The sequence below is a fragment of the Methanomassiliicoccus sp. genome (assembly GCA_012719175.1).
Classification (GTDB): Archaea; Thermoplasmatota; Thermoplasmata; order Methanomassiliicoccales; family Methanomassiliicoccaceae; genus UBA6.
Genome location: JAAYAX010000004.1, coordinates 1 through 17,181, shown reverse-complemented (window position 1 = coordinate 17,181; position 17,181 = coordinate 1). Strand labels below are relative to the sequence as shown.

The window sequence follows — 17,181 nt, the reverse complement described above, 5'->3', positions numbered from 1 at the left end:
ACGCTAACTATCGGCCCTTCCTCACGGATACGTCCAGTTTCATGGTTCCATAGGCCATGCGATCGTTCATTGTGTCCCATGCTCGCTTCGCCTCCCTCCCTGCTCACTGTGGAACAGCAAGTTATTTCCAGTGGCCGACCACTAGCATAGGGAGGGTTTTCATTGGCTGGCAAGAGGCGCAGGGGGCTGCTTACGGGCATATCCACCAATGTGCTGGTTCTCGGCCTGGTCTCCCTTCTCAACGACGCCAGCAGCGAGATGATCTACCCCCTACTGCCTCTGTTCCTGGCAGGCCTTGGTGCCAGCGGGGCGGTGATAGGCCTAATTGAGGGGGCTGCGGAGACCACGGCATCCCTCCTCAAGGTGGTGTCTGGACGCTTTTCCGATCGGTTTGGCAGAAGGAAACCGTTCCTCACCGCAGGGTACGGTCTGAGCACCCTGGCGAAGCCCCTCCTAGTCCTGACCGCATCCTACTGGCAGGTGCTTGGTGTCCGAATCACGGAAAGGGTCGGGAAGGGGCTAAGGGCCGCCCCTCGAGACGCTCTCATCGCCGATTCCACAGGAAAGGAGGACCTGGGCAGGGCCTACGGGCTGCATAAGGCCATGGACTCCATGGGCGCAGTGATAGGTCCTCTTTTGATACTGCCGATCCTGCTGGCCGCCGGCACCGTGACCGAGGGCACGTTCCGAACAGTGTTCCTGTTGGCCACGATCCCCGCGGTGATCTCGGTCGCCATCATCGTTCTGTACGTGAGGGAGGGTGACCGCAAGGTACAGAGGTGCACCACCAGCATCTTCAGGGACTCCAGGCGGCTAGGCAGGGACTTCTGGCTCCTCGCACTGGTCGTGGTGGTGTTCTTCCTGGGGGAGATCAGCTACGCGTTCTTCGTTCTTAGGTCCGAAGGTCTTGGGTCCAGCACAGTGACCACGATACTGTTGTACATTCTGTACAACGTCGTTTTCGTGATCATGTCCATCCCCTCTGGCATCCTCTCCGACCGCTGGGGGAGGAGGCCGGTCCTGGCGTTCTCCTTCATTCTCTTTGCCACCACCTGTCTGACACTGAGCCTGGCGGACGGACTGCCCCTGCTCGCGCTGGGCTTCATCCTGTACGGTGTGTACAAAGGCTCCAGCGAGGGGGTGTTCAAGGCCTTTGTCATCGATGTCGTGCCGAGGGACCTCTGCGGAACCGCACTAGGGATTTACCACACCGCGGTAGGGCTGGTGATGCTACCCGGCGGTATCCTGGCCGGCATCCTATGGGATTCCCTGGGCCCTGAGATCACTTTCGCCTACGGCGGGGCGATGAGCTTGCTGGCGCTGGCCCTTCTGCTCCTATTCACCCGTCACCGCCACATGTCCGAACCGCCGCTACCATGAGGTCCTAAGAAGGATCGGATCAATTCGTTCAATCTCCAGAGCGCGCCCGATCGGAGATGATGTCCATCTCATCCCTGAACGATGTGGCGATGAGCATCATGGACATGCCCATGATTAGCAGCGCCGAGCCCAGCCACACCCCGCTGACCATTGGCAGGAGGCGGACCTGCACCAAGGCCGATTCGTTGGACATCCAATCGAAGCTGAGGTAGAGGTCCTCGGACAGCCCATTTAGGACCTGGGTGCCTCCATGGACCAGCAGGGACCCAGAATAACCGTTCTCATAATGGTTGGACACCGAGACCACTCGCGTCCCCCCTCCGCCGGTCACCTCAAAGGTGGCCGTGCGTACCTCACCCGGCACCCCCGCGGATGATGTCCATGGTTCCGACGCGAGCTCCAGGAGGCTCACCGTGCGGTCGCCCAACGATACCTGGTCCCCTATTCCCATGATCTCCCTGTCCTCAGGCAACGAGGACTGGTAGTACGATGAGATCAGAAAGCTCAGCACCACGATGACCAGGCCCACATGGGCCAGTATCGGCCCTGCCCTCCTGATCCAACGCCGTGCCGGGGAACGGTCCGTTCTTACGAGCCGGAATAACGATGCAGTAAGTGTCGCCCCGGCCGGCGGGAGGATGATGGCAACAGGCAGGGGAATGCTTCCTGTCACCAATGCGACCACGGCCAGCATGACCGATGCCAGGCCGATGCCCGTACCCAGCATCAGAGCCTTGCGCCGTCCCAACCGGGGGTACGATTCCATCACCAGGAGCGCTATGAGCATAATCGTCAGCAGGTACGAGGTCTTCTCGGTGAAGTCCATGAAGTTCTCCCCCTGGTCCAGACCCACGTTCTTTATAAGCAGCAGGAGCAGCAGGACGGAGAACATCACGTGGAGGACAACCGTACCCAGGACACTGTCCTCCACCCTAACCCTCTCCCTCTTCGACATGCGGTAGCTGAGGACACATCCGATGAGAAGGAGCAGCACGATGACGATGAACAGGCCCATGATGCTCTTGTCCCCCTCGATCACGGTGAGGAAGCGGGAGGCCATAGAGCCGCTCACCGAGCTGCCGTAGGTGTGCACCGAGGACCCCCACAGTCCGCCAGTGCGGGTTATGAACGAGGATAGAAGCACGTACACAAAGGAGAGAACGCCCAGTAAAGGCAGCAGATATCCCTGAGCGGCGGCGCGGGACCTATGCGCATGCAGGAAGGCCATGACGACGAGCATGGGGAGTAGGGAGGCGGTCTCCACGGGGTCCCATACCCAGAATCCTCCCCAACCCAGCTCGTAGTAGGCCCACACTGCTCCGACCACGATTCCCAGGGCAAGCAGGAGGCCTGCCAACCTGGCCCAAGGAAGGGCCACCTTCAGCCAATCATCCTCGAGAGAAAGGAAGCGGGCTATGGACGCGGAGAATATGGCCACGCAGAACGCGTAGGCCGCGAAGACCAGAGGGGGATGGAGGGCCATCTCCAGGGTCTGCAGGGACAGGCTCATACCCAGGCCCTGGGGGTGGAGTGCAAGTTCAGAGGCTTCGGTAAGGGCGAAGAGGTCCGCCGCCATGACGATCAGTACGAAGAGGAGCACCATGCTGCCGGCCGCCATCCGAAAAGCTGAAGAGAACCTACGACCGAGCCCCCGCCGTCCCTCCAACAGTGTCTCCACGGCCAAGGCGAGGGACATGAACCAGGCCCACAGTAAAAGGCCGCCCTCACCGCCCGCCCACACTCCCACGAGCTTGTAGAAGGGATCTATGCCCACTGAAGAGTGAGACCACACATACTCGATGCTGAGATCGGATGTGAGGAAGAGGTAGGCCATGAGAATGAAGACGGCGGTGAGGAAGGCTAGCGACAGGAGGGCGCTGTAACGCGAGATGCGCTCCCATCGACCGTTCCCGCGCGCCAGGAACAGGCCTCCGCCAGCGCTGGCCGCAAGGGCCGACACGGCCGCCGCCGCCAGTAGTACCGTTCCGAGGTTCATCGACTCACTCCGACCGTATCTCTCGGCCATCCCTCCGGAGCCGGGTTCGCAGCGATGACCAGGCGGCTTTCAACCTTGTGGATGTCCGCGACAGCAGCAAACCGCCATATAGAAGAGGGATGGATACGGCGCAGGCACCTCCCAGGGGACAGGCGGCGCATCCCGTGGCCGCGCAGGGGCCGGTGAACATGTACGCAAGGGGTGCTGTGGCCGCGGCCAGCATGAAAGTGCTCGCAATACGGACCCTCGACACCACGTCCTTCACCTTCCTTCGTATCATCTCTCCGGTTCTACCATAGGCACCGTGATAGGCATTGAAGGAGCAGTTGTTGACGCACTCCCTGCAACCTATGCACAGCGACCTCTCGATCTTGCCATCCATACTTATGGCCCACATGGGGCAGTTGACCTCGCACTTCCGGCAGTTCCGGCAGTTGGTGGCCTCATATTCCAGGCGATAGAAGCCGAGCTTGGCACCGATGGCATGGGATATGCCCGATATCGCCCCCAGGGGGCAGAAGAACAGGCACCATCCTCGTCCTCCTACCATCATGATCCCTCCAAGGAGCAGCCAGACTATCATGGTCAGGACAGCACCGGTGTTCCAGAAGTTCTCAGGAGCGGTGGAGAACAGACCGAGCGACATGTACTCCATCAGAGCGGGGCTGCAGAACCTTCCCAGGTCCACCCCGTAAGAGCACTGGGCCACCGGGCCGGCCATAGCCCATCCCACGATGATGAACCCAGCGAGGAAACCGTAGCGCAGGCTGGCGGTTACCTTGGTGTTCTGGATCCGCATGCGATATCGGTCCGGGATCGGGACTATCCTGCTGAGCATCTCGCTCATGGCCCCTACCGGGCATAGACGTCCGCAGAATAGAGGACCAAAGAGGAGCGCGACCACTAGGATCACGACCATGGTGCCGAGAGCGATAGGGCCGATGCTCGCAGGAACTGACCCATTGATCAGAAGCTCCATCGGCAGTTTGAAGCAGATCGAGTGTATAGTCGCCTCATCGGTTGACCCCACAATGCCATATGCCAGCCTGGTGAACACCGCGAAGGGAGCGATGAACAGGAAGAAGCCTGCCATCAAGCCCAGGTACCGTTCGCTGTTCCGCCACACCGTCTTCGGCAATTTCGGCCTGACGTTTTCTGCGGTAGGCTGCTCAGCCTCCGGCAATCGCACGTTGGAAACCTGCGAAGGGGTGCGGCCCTTCAAGGGGCCAGGGAGCTTGGATCTGTCAAGGGTGAGGGTGTTTTTCAGAGGGTTCCTCAATGCCATCTGTTCTTTCTCCTCAGCTCCATAATGCCGATGGCAAATATGAAGCCGACCACGGTCAAGAACCCGATATCGGCCAGGGTGAGATTGAACTGCTGTAATGGCGCAATCAACGCTGCCTGGTTGCTCACGGTCACATCGACCTCCTTAGACACCGTCTCCCCAGTCGTGGTGATGGCAGTGACCTTTATCGTGTGCTCACCGTCCTGCAGATCAGAGGTGTTCACCGTCCACTTGTAGGAGGAGCCGTCCGTGCTTTCGACGGGGGAGCCATCGATCTCAAGGTTGGCCGAGGTGATGTCAGCGGCCTCGCTGGCTGCCACGGTGGCATCGATGGTTACGCTTCCGCTCAAGGTGGTCCCGTTGACCGGGGTCAGGATCGATAGGAAGGTGGAGGTATCGTCGGACGAGGAGCCGTCTTCGACAGTGAAGGCCATGCCCGCAGAGTAGTCCTTGTAATATCCTATGCCATTATCGCTGTTCTCCATCCTGGCGTACAGGGAGTACACTCCAGGCTTCTCGGGCGCTTCCAGGGTCCATACGAACTCAGCGCTTCCCTTGTAGACAGTGATCTCGTTGTAATTGTACTGGGTAGACCAGGTATCGGACACTATGGCCCATCCATAGTCAGTGGGCATGGTGTTCCCCCCGCTCAGCTTGGAAACTATCATAACGCCCAGGGGGTTGTTCTCCGCCTCCCCGCCGGTGACGGTGACGGTAACGACAACCTGCTCGCCCGGTGAGAGGATGGTCTGGGACGCGGACATGCTGACGACGGCACTACTAACCGCGCCATGGCAGCTGCAATCGCCTGCCTGAAAATTGCTGTTACCGCCACCCCCGGCCCATCCCGTGACAGGCGTTAAGAGTAATGTAACTACGAAAGCTACGGCGGCCAGAGCCAAAAGGTATGGTCGTCTGCTCATTTTTCCGTCCCGAGGAGACGTACTAGAACTTTAACTTTTCGCCCGTCAATATCGCAATAGGTAATCATGACCAGTATAATGGGCGGTTCAAAGAACATTCTGTTCATACAATAATAAAAAAAGTAGCCTTCTCGTGTATTTTCGATAAATTTTCCGATCCGACGTACATCCTAAAACCTTGATCGATCGAGGGCATCTTACCCCCCGATCGAGGAGCGCGTCCGGCAGGAGCGTTCTTATACTTACAATATGTCTTAAAACCGCTGAGTAACGGAGGAGCCTCCTACGGTGGGTCTAATTAAGAGAGCGGTGGCAACGATCCTGATCACCTCGATGATGGTCCTTTGCATCAGCGGACCAGCCACAGCTGCGGAGGAGCCCTCGACATGCGCTTTTCTGATCGATTTCGGAAACGGCAGGATACTATGGGCAGACGTCCCCGTGACCGAGGGCATGACCGGGTTCGACGTGTATGAGAACGCCACCGCCATGTTGGGCCTGGCCGAGAGCAGTTCATATCAAATGCCAAATGGCCACTACATCACGAGCATCGACGGCTACACCGGCACCTACAACTACTCCTGTCCCGTGTGCCCTTATGATATCTGGAGACTCCTCAAGTGGAGCGATGAGGTCGACGAGTGGACCTGGACCTCCAGTATGATAGATGATGTAGATCCCCTCGCCACCAAGGCCATCGCCTTGATGTACACGCGGTATCCGTACATGGGGCCTCCAACGGCCACACCGCAGCACCGGGACCCGTGGATAAGCGAGAGGCATGATTTCCTGAACTCGGGCAGTGCCTTATCCTATAATGCTACAGGAGTGGAGATGAAGTGGCGCCTGGACCTAGGCAATGGGGCCATCGATGTTCCCGTAATCTCTGGGGCTGGCCGGCTGTACGCCCTCAGCAGCGGGGTCCACGTCAGCGTCATGGACACGTACGTTACCAGCTCCAAGCTCTTCTGCTTCGCTCAGTCCGGCGATGTGCTGTGGCAGGTGGAGGTGGGGAAGGGTCACCAGGATGCCGCGCCCCTGCTGTGGGACGGGACAGTGTACGTTCACTCCGCCGATGGGGTTCTGTACGCGCTCGATGCTGAGAACGGCAATCTTAAATGGACCTACTGCACAGGCAAGACCGATGACAACGTCACATCCCCCATCGTCTGCGACAACCTCATCATCATATCCGGCAACCCCGGGGAGCTGTTAGCGGTAACGAGGTCCGGCTCCCTCTACTGGTCGATGAATGTGCCCTCAACTTTCGCGTCCTCCCCCGCGGCCTTCAAGGACCTGCTGCTGGTCGGCGGAAAGAACGGCAATCTGTACGCCATGGCGAGCAATGGGAGCGGTGAGGTATGGAACGTTACCATAGGCGGCACCATAACCGGCTCGCCGGTGGCACTGGACGATAGGGTCGTCATCACCTATACCAACTACACAGATAGCATTCCCACGGGCGGGGGGATGGCCGCGGTATCGTACGACGGGGCGCTCATATGGGAAGCCCCCACCGCTCCCACTCCAGGCTCTGCGGCGGTCACGCCCGATGGCGTGGTCTCCGTTTCCTCTCACGGGATGACCTCGGTATCTCTGGATGGCCAACCCCAGTGGACCGCTCCTCTGGATCCCTCCGTTCCCATCGGATCACCCCTGGCTATGAACGGCATGACCCTGGTAGTGACCACGGGCGACAGCGGCCGGCTTGTGGCCGTCAATAGTCATGGCTTCGTCGAATGGGAGGAGGTCATCGAACCCTCCCAGATCATAACCAGCTCGCCTTCTATCTCCGATAACATGCTATACCTAACATCGAGCGAGGGCAGCGTTTATGCGTTCTTTTTCGAGGACCTGCAGTGGATCGTTCCTCCTGTCAGTTCCTTCGCTTATACTGTGAACGGTACCACCGTGCACTTCGACGGCAGCCTATCCTATGGAGGGGAAGGGGGGTTGACCTACAATTGGTCCTTTGGGGATGGCCAAATGGCCAGTGGGATGAACGTTGACCATACCTATGAGAACGCCACGGCCCATAAGGTGACCCTGGTCATCACAGACTCTGCCGGCTTGAGAAGCGAGCTCACCAAGATGGTGGTATTGAGAGGCCCGACGCAGGATTCAGGTCCGGAGCCTGGAGGCACCATAGATGACACCGACCCTTCCCCCGTAACGTTATCAGGGTGGACGATGTGGGGAGCGGGCATCATCGCGCTGGCGGTCATCTTGGCGTTGACCCTGGGGATAAGAAGGGCAAAGGAAAGGAAAAGGTAGGTCGACCTTAGGGTTCGCCTGCGGTGATCAGGACGACGGGGCGCGGCTCCCATACACCTTTCCCAAATGATCCTAGAAGGGGACCTTTTCCCCCCTCATAATATGAAAACGGATGTCAAGGACATCGTGTTCTCATTACCAAGTATCAACATAGCTGACCGGGCAATATGTGTCGATAGGGAAAGAAAAATGTGTTGTTTCGTCCACGGGCCGTTGGAGGGCTGACCTCGAGCGATGGCGGGTTGCCGTACCTTGGTGCCATTCGGTCTTTATAGAAGAATGGTCAAATTTGATACTGATGCGTCCAGCATTTACGATCGACGGCATTTTAAATATTATCGAATAGAATATTGTTAAATAGGGCACCCTCCCAATCATTATATCAGGCCCCCCAAGGCAGGTTCGGAGGAGTGGTGAACATGTTAGAGTTGGCATTCGGCAATGAGTTGGTCATAGGATTCGCAGCCTTGTGGACGGCCATATTGATCCGAGTCCGGACTGGGGCGAGGATCAAGTTCCCGTAGGGGATGCTACCAAGCATCCGCTGGACCAAGAAATGAAACCATTTTGAATTGCAGGGGTTGAACCCCTCAGCATTTTTTCTCATAACAAAGGTGGAGCACTCACCCAGATGTGGTCTTCCTTAGATAGCCTTCCCTGATACTGGAACTACGTCTGTTTCACAAGTAGCCGTTCTCCCGGTACCATCGGACCGTGGCCTCCAACCCTTCCGGTAGTGACCAGCGGGGAGAGTATCCCAACTCCATACTGGCTCGCTCAATGCTGTAGTTACGGTCCTCGCGGAAGGTCTCCATCGTGCTCGACCTGAACATGAAGGAATCCTTACCCATCAGCCTGTTCAGACCCTCCACAGGGGCTACCAGGGCTTTGGCCACAGGGACCGGGACATGCAGGCGGGGGGGTCTGCGCCCGAATATCGCTGCGAGCATGGCGTATATCTCATCGTAGGTATAGGCTCGGGAGTCGGAGATATGATAAGTCCTCCCGATGGACCGGGGGTTCTCCAGGGCTAGGCGGAACCCCTGCACTACGTCGTCCACATGGACGAATTGGAGGAGCCTTCGCCCGTCACCCACTACAAAGCGCCCCATCACTGAGCCTCCGAAGGCAGAAATGAACCAGTATGAGATGTCCTCGAAGTTCCGAGGCCCATAGATGCCTGACGGTCGGATGATCGTATGATCTATTCCCCTAGAAGCATGCTCCCGCACCAGCTCCTCCCCTTGAACCTTGGAGCGTCCATAAGCGTACACTGGAGCTGGGGTACGGTCCTCGTTCGCGGGCTCCGCCCCGGTGGGCCCCAGGGCCTCCGTGGAGGAGCAGTAGACGATGCGGGCGACACCACTGTTGATCATCGAAGCGAGAAGGGCGCGGGTTCCCTCCACATTGATGCGGCGGTAACTTTCCTCGTCCCCTGTGAAAGTGTAGTAGGCGGCGAGGTGTACCACCGCGTCCACGTTCCTGGCCACCCCTATTAGGCTGCTAGGGTCGGCTAGGTCGCAGCAGCGCAGCTCCACCCCCAGGGGGGTCAGCAGGGAGGTGTCGCTGCCCTTCCGGACCATGGCCACTATCTCATGTTTCCCAGACAGCGCCTCGCAAAGATGGCCTCCCAGGAAGCCAGAGGCCCCGGTGACCAGCAGGCGCATCTCATGGCCCCCGGGCCCGGTGGTACATGGCATATGCGAACAGGGACGCCAGAGGGGAGCCGTCGTACGGCTCTGCAGGGTCCCTGCGGTACATGTCGTCCAGAGGCACCAGCCGATACGCCCCCGTGGCCAACAGCGCCGCCTTGGCCTCGGCGTGCTGATGCTCGGACAGGGACAGGCCTACAGTCTGCACCTTGTCCACACCCTGATATGCCTTCATCCCCGGCAGGCGAGCGATGAGGTCCACAGCAGTGGCGGTGTCGCTCACGACCACCAGCTCCATGAAACGCCTTCGGACATGAGGTCCGTAGGCTGGAAATGATATCAGTGCCTCGTCGAGAACGCTCCCGCCCGGGGTCACGGCGATCGACCAGGGATTACTGCCATCCTTTGACCGCAGGACGGTGGAACCGCACAGCTCCATGATCCTCAGGGAGCTGGCCCGGATGAAGCCGAGGTCATCGCTCTGAGCGGTCGCATGCTTAGTTCCGATCTCCTGCAGGTGTGCGGCCACCTTACTAGCGAAATCGACGGCCTCGTCCTTTGTTCCTATGAACGCCCCCAGGGTGGGGGAGGAGCACAGCTGCTGCTCGTACAGGACCATGTTCTCGGCTAGCCCCCGTGCGGTCCTGTCATCAGATCTTTCCTGGGCGATGATGGCGAAGCCGGTCAGCGGGCCGTGGGACAGCCAGCGAGGATGGTGGGGATTGGTCGCTGCCCTCACCAGGACCTCGGAGCGGCCGGGCTCACCGCCCCAGTAGTTCACCACGCCCAGCTCGCCGTTGCTCAGGAGATGTCGCAGGCGAGGGCTGTCATGGGTGAAGTAGGCCACGGCCAATGATTGGGCCATGAGGTTCGCCGCCTGATCGTGATAGGCCAGCTCCCTCAGGGGCTCGAAAACCTGTTGCAGGGCATGATGGTTCGCCATGGAAGGCTTGACCATGGTGCAGTTGCCCAAAGCCAGAGATAGGGCGGTGGGGATCACGGCAGGAACGATGGAGTTCCCCGAGGCTATGATAAGGACGGGGCCAGCAGGTAGGTGGCGCACCTCCCCCGACCTCCCCAGGGGAACGAATCGCTCGGTGCTATCGCGCCCCCCGGGAAGCGAGAGGTCGATGTTCTCTTCCAACGAACCCTGGTCCAGGGCCTGAGGTACCAGGGACATCTCCAGGTCCATGTTCGCTTCGGAGTAGCCGGTGGACCTCATCAGCTCCGATCGTACACCGCGCAGCTCTCCATCCATGCTGCGGGCTCTCCAGATATCTCCCAGCTGGTGCAGTACTGTCAGACGCGCGGCCAGGGGCACCTTGCACAGCTCTGCCTGCACCGCTCGGCCTGCGGACAGGAAATTGTCTATCGACCCCTCTGTAAGCTCCTCCACCTCCACTTCGGTCGCTGTCGTGACAACCGTCTCCGGTTCGTTCCCCAACATCCAAGGGACAAGCCTCATCTCTGACCTCCCGTCATCATCTCCTCCATGGAGCCTCCGCAGGCCCTCTGCAGGCTCCATCCCTCCTTCACCGTCAGCCTGCGCTGGTAGGTGAACTCCCTGCCGTAGAAAGAGGTGGAGGGTCGGGAGGTCATAAGGTCCCCAGGATAGAAGCATTCCAACCAAGATGTGACGAAGGGGTTGAACAGACATGCCAACCCTTCCGTGTCCCCCTCTTCAAGTGGTTCCAGTGTAACGGGGTCGATGAGGAACACGGTGGACAAGGGATGCGGCACCTTGGCCATGACCCCCAGCCGATCTATCAAAGCGGTGAGGGTCTCCGTCATCCCCAGGACGTCCATGAACGGAGCGGGCACCGCGGTTCCGTCCCGTTCCTGGGCAGTGAACTGTCTCCGGGCGTTATCCACGATGTCGTTATACGGCGGGAGATCGTCGAACCCCTTGGTGCCACCTCCGGTGACTATCAAGCCTCCCCTACCCAGCTTCACTGGGGGCGTACCCGTGGCCAACCTCTGCATCAACCTTTTTCCCCAGGACAGTTCATCCATCTTCTTGGTGAGGAGGTGGACCCCTGCGGGGGCCGTGAAGAAGAGCTTGGGCTCGGCCTTGCTCTTCAGGAACTTGATGATGTTGGAGGTGTTGGGTGTGAGCTTGGTCCAGGGCTTGTCGCCGTCCCTTCCCTCCTCCAGGTCCATCCCGTAGAGCAGATCGATCCCCTTGGACTCCAGCGTCAGGGCCACAAAAGCCACGAAGCTCAGCCTGTACCTCAGCTCGGGGGCCGCCATGAAGAGGGCGATGCCCTTTCCTGCTTCCAGGCTTCCCCCGTAAACGTGCTCGAACAATGCTGTGTTGGCCTGAACCATGATGGCCAGGTCCAAGGGGCTGCGGTAGATCTTCACCGGAGCCCTTCCGCTGGTGCCGGAGGAGGAGAACGTCTCTCCCTCCTCCTCCACACCAGGTATGAGGAACCTCCTGTGGCCATCGCCCCTGAGCATATCGGAAGGAACGGCGATGTGGGACAGGTCCGTCAAATCGGGATCGCGGATATCGATACCAGTGCGTTCGAACAGGTCGGCGTAATAGGGGCTGCGCCTCTGAAAGAACCTCAGGCATTCGCCCATCAGCTCCTTCCTGAGCCTTGCCAATGTGTCCGGAGGGAGGGAAAAGAGGTCCTCGTGGACCAAGCTCCACACCTTCTTGACATATGGATCGGAGAGGAGGGCGCTGGTCCGGGCCCTCTGGAAAATTTCCTCGACCGTCATTTGACGCAGATATACTGACCCAGTATCTTTATGGAATCGGCTATTCGGCTGCGGCACATGTCCAAGGCCGGACATGCGAATTGCATGAGACCTGCTCGCTCCCCTTTCCTATCCTGCGATTGGACAGGAGCGCGGTCAAGCCTTCGGGAGGCGAGACGCGTACCTCAGGGGTTGGGGTTCCAGACAAGCGCCAGAAGCTTGGTGGTGATATTGGTCTTCGTGGGCTTGATGGACATGATCTCCAACTTCTCCGTCAACGGATCGATGCGCGAGCTCATAGCCCTTACGTCCACTTGGAACTCCTCCTCCAACCTGTCCCGCTGCTCCTTCAAGGCCTCCAGGTTCTCCTTGGCATACTCCACGTCCTGCTTCTCCTTGGAGGAGCGGCTGAGCTGCTTGGCCGACTTACTGGCCGCAGTGCTCGCCTTCCTTCCCACCATGGCTCCCAGAATGGAGGAGCCCAGGGTCATGGCGGTCTGGTACTTCTGGCTGCGTGCCTGCTCCTGCTCTTTCTCCTTGATTATCTGGGCCTTGCGTATCTTCTCGTCCAGAGCGGCGTACTTGGGGGCGTACTTCTTCCTCAGCTTCTCCATGCTGTCGTCGGTGACCTCCCGCGCTGCCAGCTGTAGGCGTATCCGGAAGTCGCTCTCCCTCTCCCCTGGCATGGACAACCTCTCCAGGCTGGGGCTCCACCACAGATCTAGGGTCTGGCTCCTGGCCAGCCAGCCCTGGAACTCCTTCTCCCAAGAGGTGTAGCTCTTGGTCTTGGACGCAGCTGGGGGGAGCTCGGTGAAGCTGACCCTCTCGACCGGTGCCCTTCCCAGGGCCGACAGGTCCAGGTCCAGAGGCCTGGCGTTGTCCCAGCTCAGAGGTATGGGGTCGTTGGTCAGAGGTGCCACGAAGGACATGTCCCGCGTCACGTCCACCTTCTTCTTGGCATCAGCGAACCTTACCGTAGCGGATCCCAAGATCATGGGCCGGTACATTTGTCCTCCCGCAGAGGTCCCCGCAGGCAGGTAGTATTGTGGTATCTCCGCCGGAAGCACAGGACGCTGGACCCCGGTTGTGAAAGTGGCAGTGGTAGCCATCGCGCCCCTTGAGGTCACGGCAGCGACCGTCGGTGACGGGGAAGGGCGAGGTGAGGATGCTTTTATGGGATCCATTAGGACCTTGATCTGCTCCCTCGTCAGCGGGCCGCGCAAGTAGGACATAGCCCACCTCGAAGTGAAGACCGTGGGGACATCATCATTGACGTTGTGCATCAGGAACACCCTGTTGCCCAGGCCAGCGATGATCTCGTCCATCTGGCCACGGTCGAACCGAGTGCCCGTTCCCGCGGACGCCCCCTCCAGGGCATCCAGGATGCGGAGCTTGTCCCTATCGGTCTGCAACCGCCCGATGAACCAGGTTCCGGTGTTGGAAAGGCTCTTGTAATCCAAATCGACCGGGTTCTGGGTGACTAGGGTGACCCCCAGGCCGAACGCCCGGGCCTGTTTCATGAGGGTGAGCAAGGGGAGCTTGGAGGGAGGGTTGGCGACCGGAGGAAGGTATCCGAACACCTCATCTATGTACAGGATGGCCCTCAGGCTCGTGGTGCCGGACTGGGTGCGCATCCACCCCACCACATGGTTCAAGAGCAAGGACACGAAGAACATACGCTCGGCATCACTGAGGTGGGCGATGGAGAAAATGGACACCTTGGGCTTCCCGTTGGCGTCATAGAGAAAGGACCTGATATCCAGGGGATCGCCCTCCAGCCAGAGGCGGAAGCCAGGAGCTGCCAGCAGATTGTTGATCTGCATGGCCAGGGCGAATCGGTCCTTGGAGGGGTAGAAGGATTCCACCTCTAGCACCCCGATCTGCTTTACAGGCGGCGACTGGATCTGATGGATGAGGCCTGCGAGGTCGAGATCGGCGTTCTTCCTCCACACCTCCGAGAGTATGGTGGAGAGCAGGATATGCTCCCGTGATCGGATGGGGTCCCCCTCGATGCCTATGAGGCCTAGAAGGCTGGTGACGGTCGTGCTCACCCGCTCCTGAAGCATCTCCTCGTCCTTTATGATCTCCAGGGGGGGAGCGGAGAACGACTTGAGGATGGACAATGGCGTCCCGGCATTGCTCCCGGGAGTGTAGATGTTGAAGCTGCACGCATCGCGCAGTCTCTGGATGCGGGCACCGTCCTCCCCCCAGGAGGCCAGGCCGTTCCTCCATGACTCGGCCTGCTTGGCCGCATACTCGTCCAGGGACAGGCCCTTCTTGGCAGCATCCTCGGCGTTGACCCACGGGGCGAAATCCTCCTTGCGCAGCTGGGGAAATGTCAGCAGGAGGTTGGTCATATCCCCCTTGGGGTCAATGATGATCGAAGGTATGCCGTCCAGGGCGGCCTCTTCCAGGAGGGATATGCACAGGCCGGTCTTGCCGCTCCCGGTCATCCCCACACAGACGGCATGCGTGACCAGGTCTTTGGAGTCATAAAGGAGAAGGTTCTCCTTCGCCGCTTTTTTAGCTAGATCGTACTCACGTCCCAGGTAGAATATCCCAAGTTTCTCGAAGTCCTGCATCGACCGCTCCTCTCGTCGTTTTATAAGGGTCATCGCACAAATAGCTTATGATGCGCGGCCAGGGTCCAGGTGTTCTCGGATTTTACCAGCATGCTGGTCTTTTACCAATGCAACAAATGATAACCTTTGAGTCCTTTTCCCTTTTCATGGAATCGATCAGTGAGGGTCTGATGGGAATGTTGTCCTCGGGGGACAACCTTTCAGCTATTAGCAAGACGGTAGGTGGAGATTCTAGCGCCGTAAAGTCCGCGCTGGGGATGGGTATCCCCGCCATATTAGGGTCCATGGCCAATAACGCTTCGAAGCCCGGTGGCTTGGATATGCTCAAGGGAATGATGTCCAAGGCGGATGCCGCCAACCCCACGGGAGACATGGCCGCCATGCTCAGCGGCGGAGGGTCGGCCGGAGGTTCAGATATGCTCAGCGGCCTTCTGGGCGGTCAGCTTGCCCCCATACAGAACGCCATTGCCAAAAAGACCGGGCTGCCGGCCTCGGCGATAGGGCAGGTGCTAGCGATGATTGTACCCATGATAATGGCCAAGGTAAGCAAGATGTTCACGTCGCAGAAGATGGATGACAAGGGATTGACCGCATTCCTTGGTGACCAGTCCAAGATGGCCATGCAATCCTCTCCGGACATGGCGGACATCATGAAGCAGATCACCGGGGGCGCAGGAGAGAAGACTGGCTTCCTGGCCAAGCTAAAGGCGCTATTCAAGTAATCCGTCCCGATATTCGGACCAGGCTATATGAGATAGAGTAAGCTAATGCCAGGGAAGAAGTACATGCGGTCGGCGCTCCGCTTCAGGGAATATGATCGACTCCACGCGCTTAGACCGCTTCACCTTCCGGCTTCACCTTGCAGCGGCGTATCAGGAAATACGATATCGACAGCGACAGTATTGCCGCTCCCACTCCCATGAGGACCTCGGCACTGACGGTCTCGTAGTTGAAGACTATCAGCTCCCTGGCGACAGCGGTCAACGCGACCAGTATGACGATCTCAACATGTATCTGCTGCTTGACTGCGTAGGCGTACAGGGTGTCCATGAGTTCCACGCACACCACCAGCAACAGGAAGTTTCCGATGAGATTGAGGACGGTCATCCTGGTGGAGATGAGCAGGTCCTTGTTCAGAGTCGAACCCAGAACATCCATAATCGTAGACAGCAAAATGAGGAAAATGACGAAACCTATAACGGCGATGGCGGTATACATCACAATCTTCTTGTAGACTGGCAGGATCGTCATCAGGTTTTGCATTGCTCCAGTACCTTATTATTATTATATTTATATTAAGAATATCATATTATCATTTCTTTCAATGAGTGGCTGAGTTAGGTTTCTGCGCACTTTTTCGACTGCACGCCCCTCGTCGGCATAAGAGCGACTGGACAAATAAAATGTACAATATTGCTGATTTGATAAAAAGAGGATCCCCTCATTCTTAGAAGCGTGCGTAGCCCCTGATCTCAGGCCATCGACCAAGATGAGGGACCTGTTGCCCACGTATTAAAATTGGGAAGGGGGTTTGAGAGAGGAAGTGCTCATCCAGCGAAGCTTTCGAACATTCCTTTCATTTCCGCGGGGAGCTCGTCCTTCCTTATCGCGTAGGCGGCCTTGACGAACGGCAAGGCCTCTGCCGGTGTTGCCACGAGCGTCTTCTTCCCGCCCTCGGCCTTTATCTCCAGGGTCATGCTGTTAGCCAGCCAAGCATCGGAGCATAGGTCCCTGGCAGTATCACGAACTATATCCAGGGGTTCTCGCACCGGAGCCTCGGCAACGGTACCTTGGCCTTCATGAGGGCGGTCGCTCGGTGAGCCTCCGAGCGCCTTGCGTATTTTGCTTAGCAATCCTACCTTCTCTGCCAGTAAATCACCGTAATGACGAAGGCAGCGCGATTAATTACTTTATGGTCTCTTTGTGAGAAAAAAACGAACCTTCGCCTAATCCGATATATACTCCTGTCAGTATACGTCCTTCTGAATTTTCACAGTGCCTCCCTTGTACTGGTGCTAGAAAAAAACCTGGAAGGGGGTAGCCCCCCATGGAAGATCGTCTACTGGTGGTGCTCCTGGAAGTGGGCCTTAAGCTTATCAGAAAGGTCCTCTTCGGTCTCGCCGCTGAGAGCAACATCGCACAGGGGGCAGTCCATGTAAAGACCAGCCTCCTCTCGGGTCATCATCTTGTGGACAACGCCTGCTCCCTGGGATGTGTCGCCTGGACCTCGCTCGCACTCTGGCCCGGTGCGAGGATATCTGAACTGACCGACCTCCTCGCGAAGCGTCTTCGCACTGGCCGATGCCTTCTCATAATCCATCCCTGAGAACGTCCTGACCGCTCTTTCCTCCGCGGTCTCACCCGTACGTGGTTCCTGGAACTG

13 protein-coding genes are annotated in these 17,181 nt (G+C 58.5%); 3 read left to right on the top strand and 10 right to left on the bottom strand.

Annotated features, from left to right (window positions below; all coding sequences use genetic code 11):
* The first annotated feature begins 162 nt into the window (after positions 1-162).
* Complete coding sequence (locus GXX95_00480; GenBank protein ID NLT36622.1) at positions 163-1,380, top strand: MFS transporter; 1,218 nt, start codon at positions 163-165, stop codon at positions 1,378-1,380.
* Between the two features lie 28 nt (positions 1,381-1,408).
* On the opposite strand, the gene ccsA is transcribed toward GXX95_00480, so the two are convergent.
* Genes ccsA through GXX95_00465 form a run of 3 tightly spaced genes read right to left on the bottom strand, consistent with a single transcriptional unit; the run spans position 1,409 to position 5,584 of the window.
* A complete protein-coding gene (gene ccsA, locus GXX95_00475) occupies positions 1,409-3,376 on the bottom strand; it encodes a cytochrome c biogenesis protein CcsA (GenBank protein NLT36621.1) in 1,968 nt (655 codons plus the stop codon).
* A 4-nt stretch (positions 3,377-3,380) separates the two neighbouring features.
* Positions 3,381-4,661, bottom strand: coding sequence for a 4Fe-4S binding protein (locus GXX95_00470; GenBank protein NLT36620.1), 1,281 nt, complete (start codon positions 4,659-4,661; stop codon positions 3,381-3,383).
* Positions 4,652-5,584 (bottom strand): hypothetical protein, encoded by a 933-nt coding sequence (locus GXX95_00465; protein NLT36619.1) that lies wholly within the window; start codon positions 5,582-5,584, stop codon positions 4,652-4,654. The genes GXX95_00470 and GXX95_00465 overlap by 10 nt, the downstream gene beginning before the upstream one ends.
* A 288-nt stretch (positions 5,585-5,872) precedes the next feature.
* On the opposite strand from GXX95_00465, the gene GXX95_00460 reads away from it, so the two are divergent.
* Complete coding sequence (locus tag GXX95_00460) at positions 5,873-7,858, top strand: PQQ-binding-like beta-propeller repeat protein (GenBank protein ID NLT36618.1); 1,986 nt, start codon at positions 5,873-5,875, stop codon at positions 7,856-7,858.
* A gap of 680 nt (positions 7,859-8,538) precedes the next feature.
* Here GXX95_00460 and GXX95_00455 read toward each other — a convergent pair.
* From GXX95_00455 to GXX95_00440, 4 genes are all read right to left on the bottom strand, one after another.
* On the bottom strand, positions 8,539-9,525 hold the full coding sequence (locus tag GXX95_00455; GenBank protein NLT36617.1) for an NAD-dependent epimerase/dehydratase family protein: 987 nt from the start codon (positions 9,523-9,525) through the stop codon (positions 8,539-8,541).
* Between the two features lies 1 nt (position 9,526).
* Positions 9,527-10,975, bottom strand: coding sequence for an aldehyde dehydrogenase family protein (locus GXX95_00450; GenBank protein NLT36616.1), 1,449 nt, complete (start codon positions 10,973-10,975; stop codon positions 9,527-9,529).
* Entirely contained in the window at positions 10,972-12,237 is a 1,266-nt protein-coding gene (locus GXX95_00445) for a phenylacetate--CoA ligase (GenBank protein ID NLT36615.1), read from the bottom strand. The genes GXX95_00450 and GXX95_00445 overlap by 4 nt, the downstream gene beginning before the upstream one ends.
* 164 nt (positions 12,238-12,401) lie before the next feature.
* Positions 12,402-14,798, bottom strand: a complete 2,397-nt coding sequence (locus GXX95_00440; protein NLT36614.1) for a DUF87 domain-containing protein — start codon at positions 14,796-14,798, stop codon at positions 12,402-12,404.
* Between the two features lie 170 nt (positions 14,799-14,968).
* Here GXX95_00440 and GXX95_00435 point away from each other — a divergent pair, with 170 nt between their 5' ends.
* The gene (locus GXX95_00435; GenBank protein NLT36613.1) at positions 14,969-15,520 is read left to right on the top strand and encodes a DUF937 domain-containing protein; all 552 of its coding nucleotides are present in this window, start codon (positions 14,969-14,971) and stop codon (positions 15,518-15,520) included.
* 109 nt (positions 15,521-15,629) lie between these two features.
* On the opposite strand, the gene GXX95_00430 is transcribed toward GXX95_00435, so the two are convergent.
* The 3 genes from GXX95_00430 to GXX95_00420 form a co-directional block, all read right to left on the bottom strand.
* Positions 15,630-16,049, bottom strand: a complete 420-nt coding sequence (locus GXX95_00430) for a phosphate-starvation-inducible PsiE family protein (protein NLT36612.1) — start codon at positions 16,047-16,049, stop codon at positions 15,630-15,632.
* Positions 16,050-16,345: 296 nt separating this feature from the next.
* Entirely contained in the window at positions 16,346-16,651 is a 306-nt protein-coding gene (locus GXX95_00425; protein NLT36611.1) for a hypothetical protein, read from the bottom strand.
* Positions 16,652-16,857: 206 nt separating this feature from the next.
* Positions 16,858-17,181 (bottom strand): hypothetical protein (locus GXX95_00420; protein NLT36610.1); only part of this gene is annotated, 324 nt, incomplete at its 5' end.

Bases quoted from the DNA above. Each gene is read 5' to 3' on its own strand.
- GXX95_00440 (NLT36614.1), bottom strand. From the start codon at position 14,798: ATGCAGGACTTCGAGAAACTTGGGATATTCTACCTGGGACGTGAGTAC.
- GXX95_00465 (NLT36619.1), bottom strand. From the start codon at position 5,584: ATGAGCAGACGACCATACCTTTTGGCTCTGGCCGCCGTAGCTTTCGTA.
- GXX95_00435 (NLT36613.1), top strand. From the start codon at position 14,969: ATGGGAATGTTGTCCTCGGGGGACAACCTTTCAGCTATTAGCAAGACG.
- GXX95_00430 (NLT36612.1), bottom strand. From the start codon at position 16,049: ATGACGATCCTGCCAGTCTACAAGAAGATTGTGATGTATACCGCCATC.
- GXX95_00450 (NLT36616.1), bottom strand. From the start codon at position 10,975: ATGAGGCTTGTCCCTTGGATGTTGGGGAACGAACCGGAGACGGTTGTC.
- ccsA (NLT36621.1), bottom strand. From the start codon at position 3,376: ATGAACCTCGGAACGGTACTACTGGCGGCGGCGGCCGTGTCGGCCCTT.
- GXX95_00455 (NLT36617.1), bottom strand. From the start codon at position 9,525: ATGCGCCTGCTGGTCACCGGGGCCTCTGGCTTCCTGGGAGGCCATCTT.
- GXX95_00445 (NLT36615.1), bottom strand. From the start codon at position 12,237: ATGACGGTCGAGGAAATTTTCCAGAGGGCCCGGACCAGCGCCCTCCTC.
- GXX95_00470 (NLT36620.1), bottom strand. From the start codon at position 4,661: ATGGCATTGAGGAACCCTCTGAAAAACACCCTCACCCTTGACAGATCC.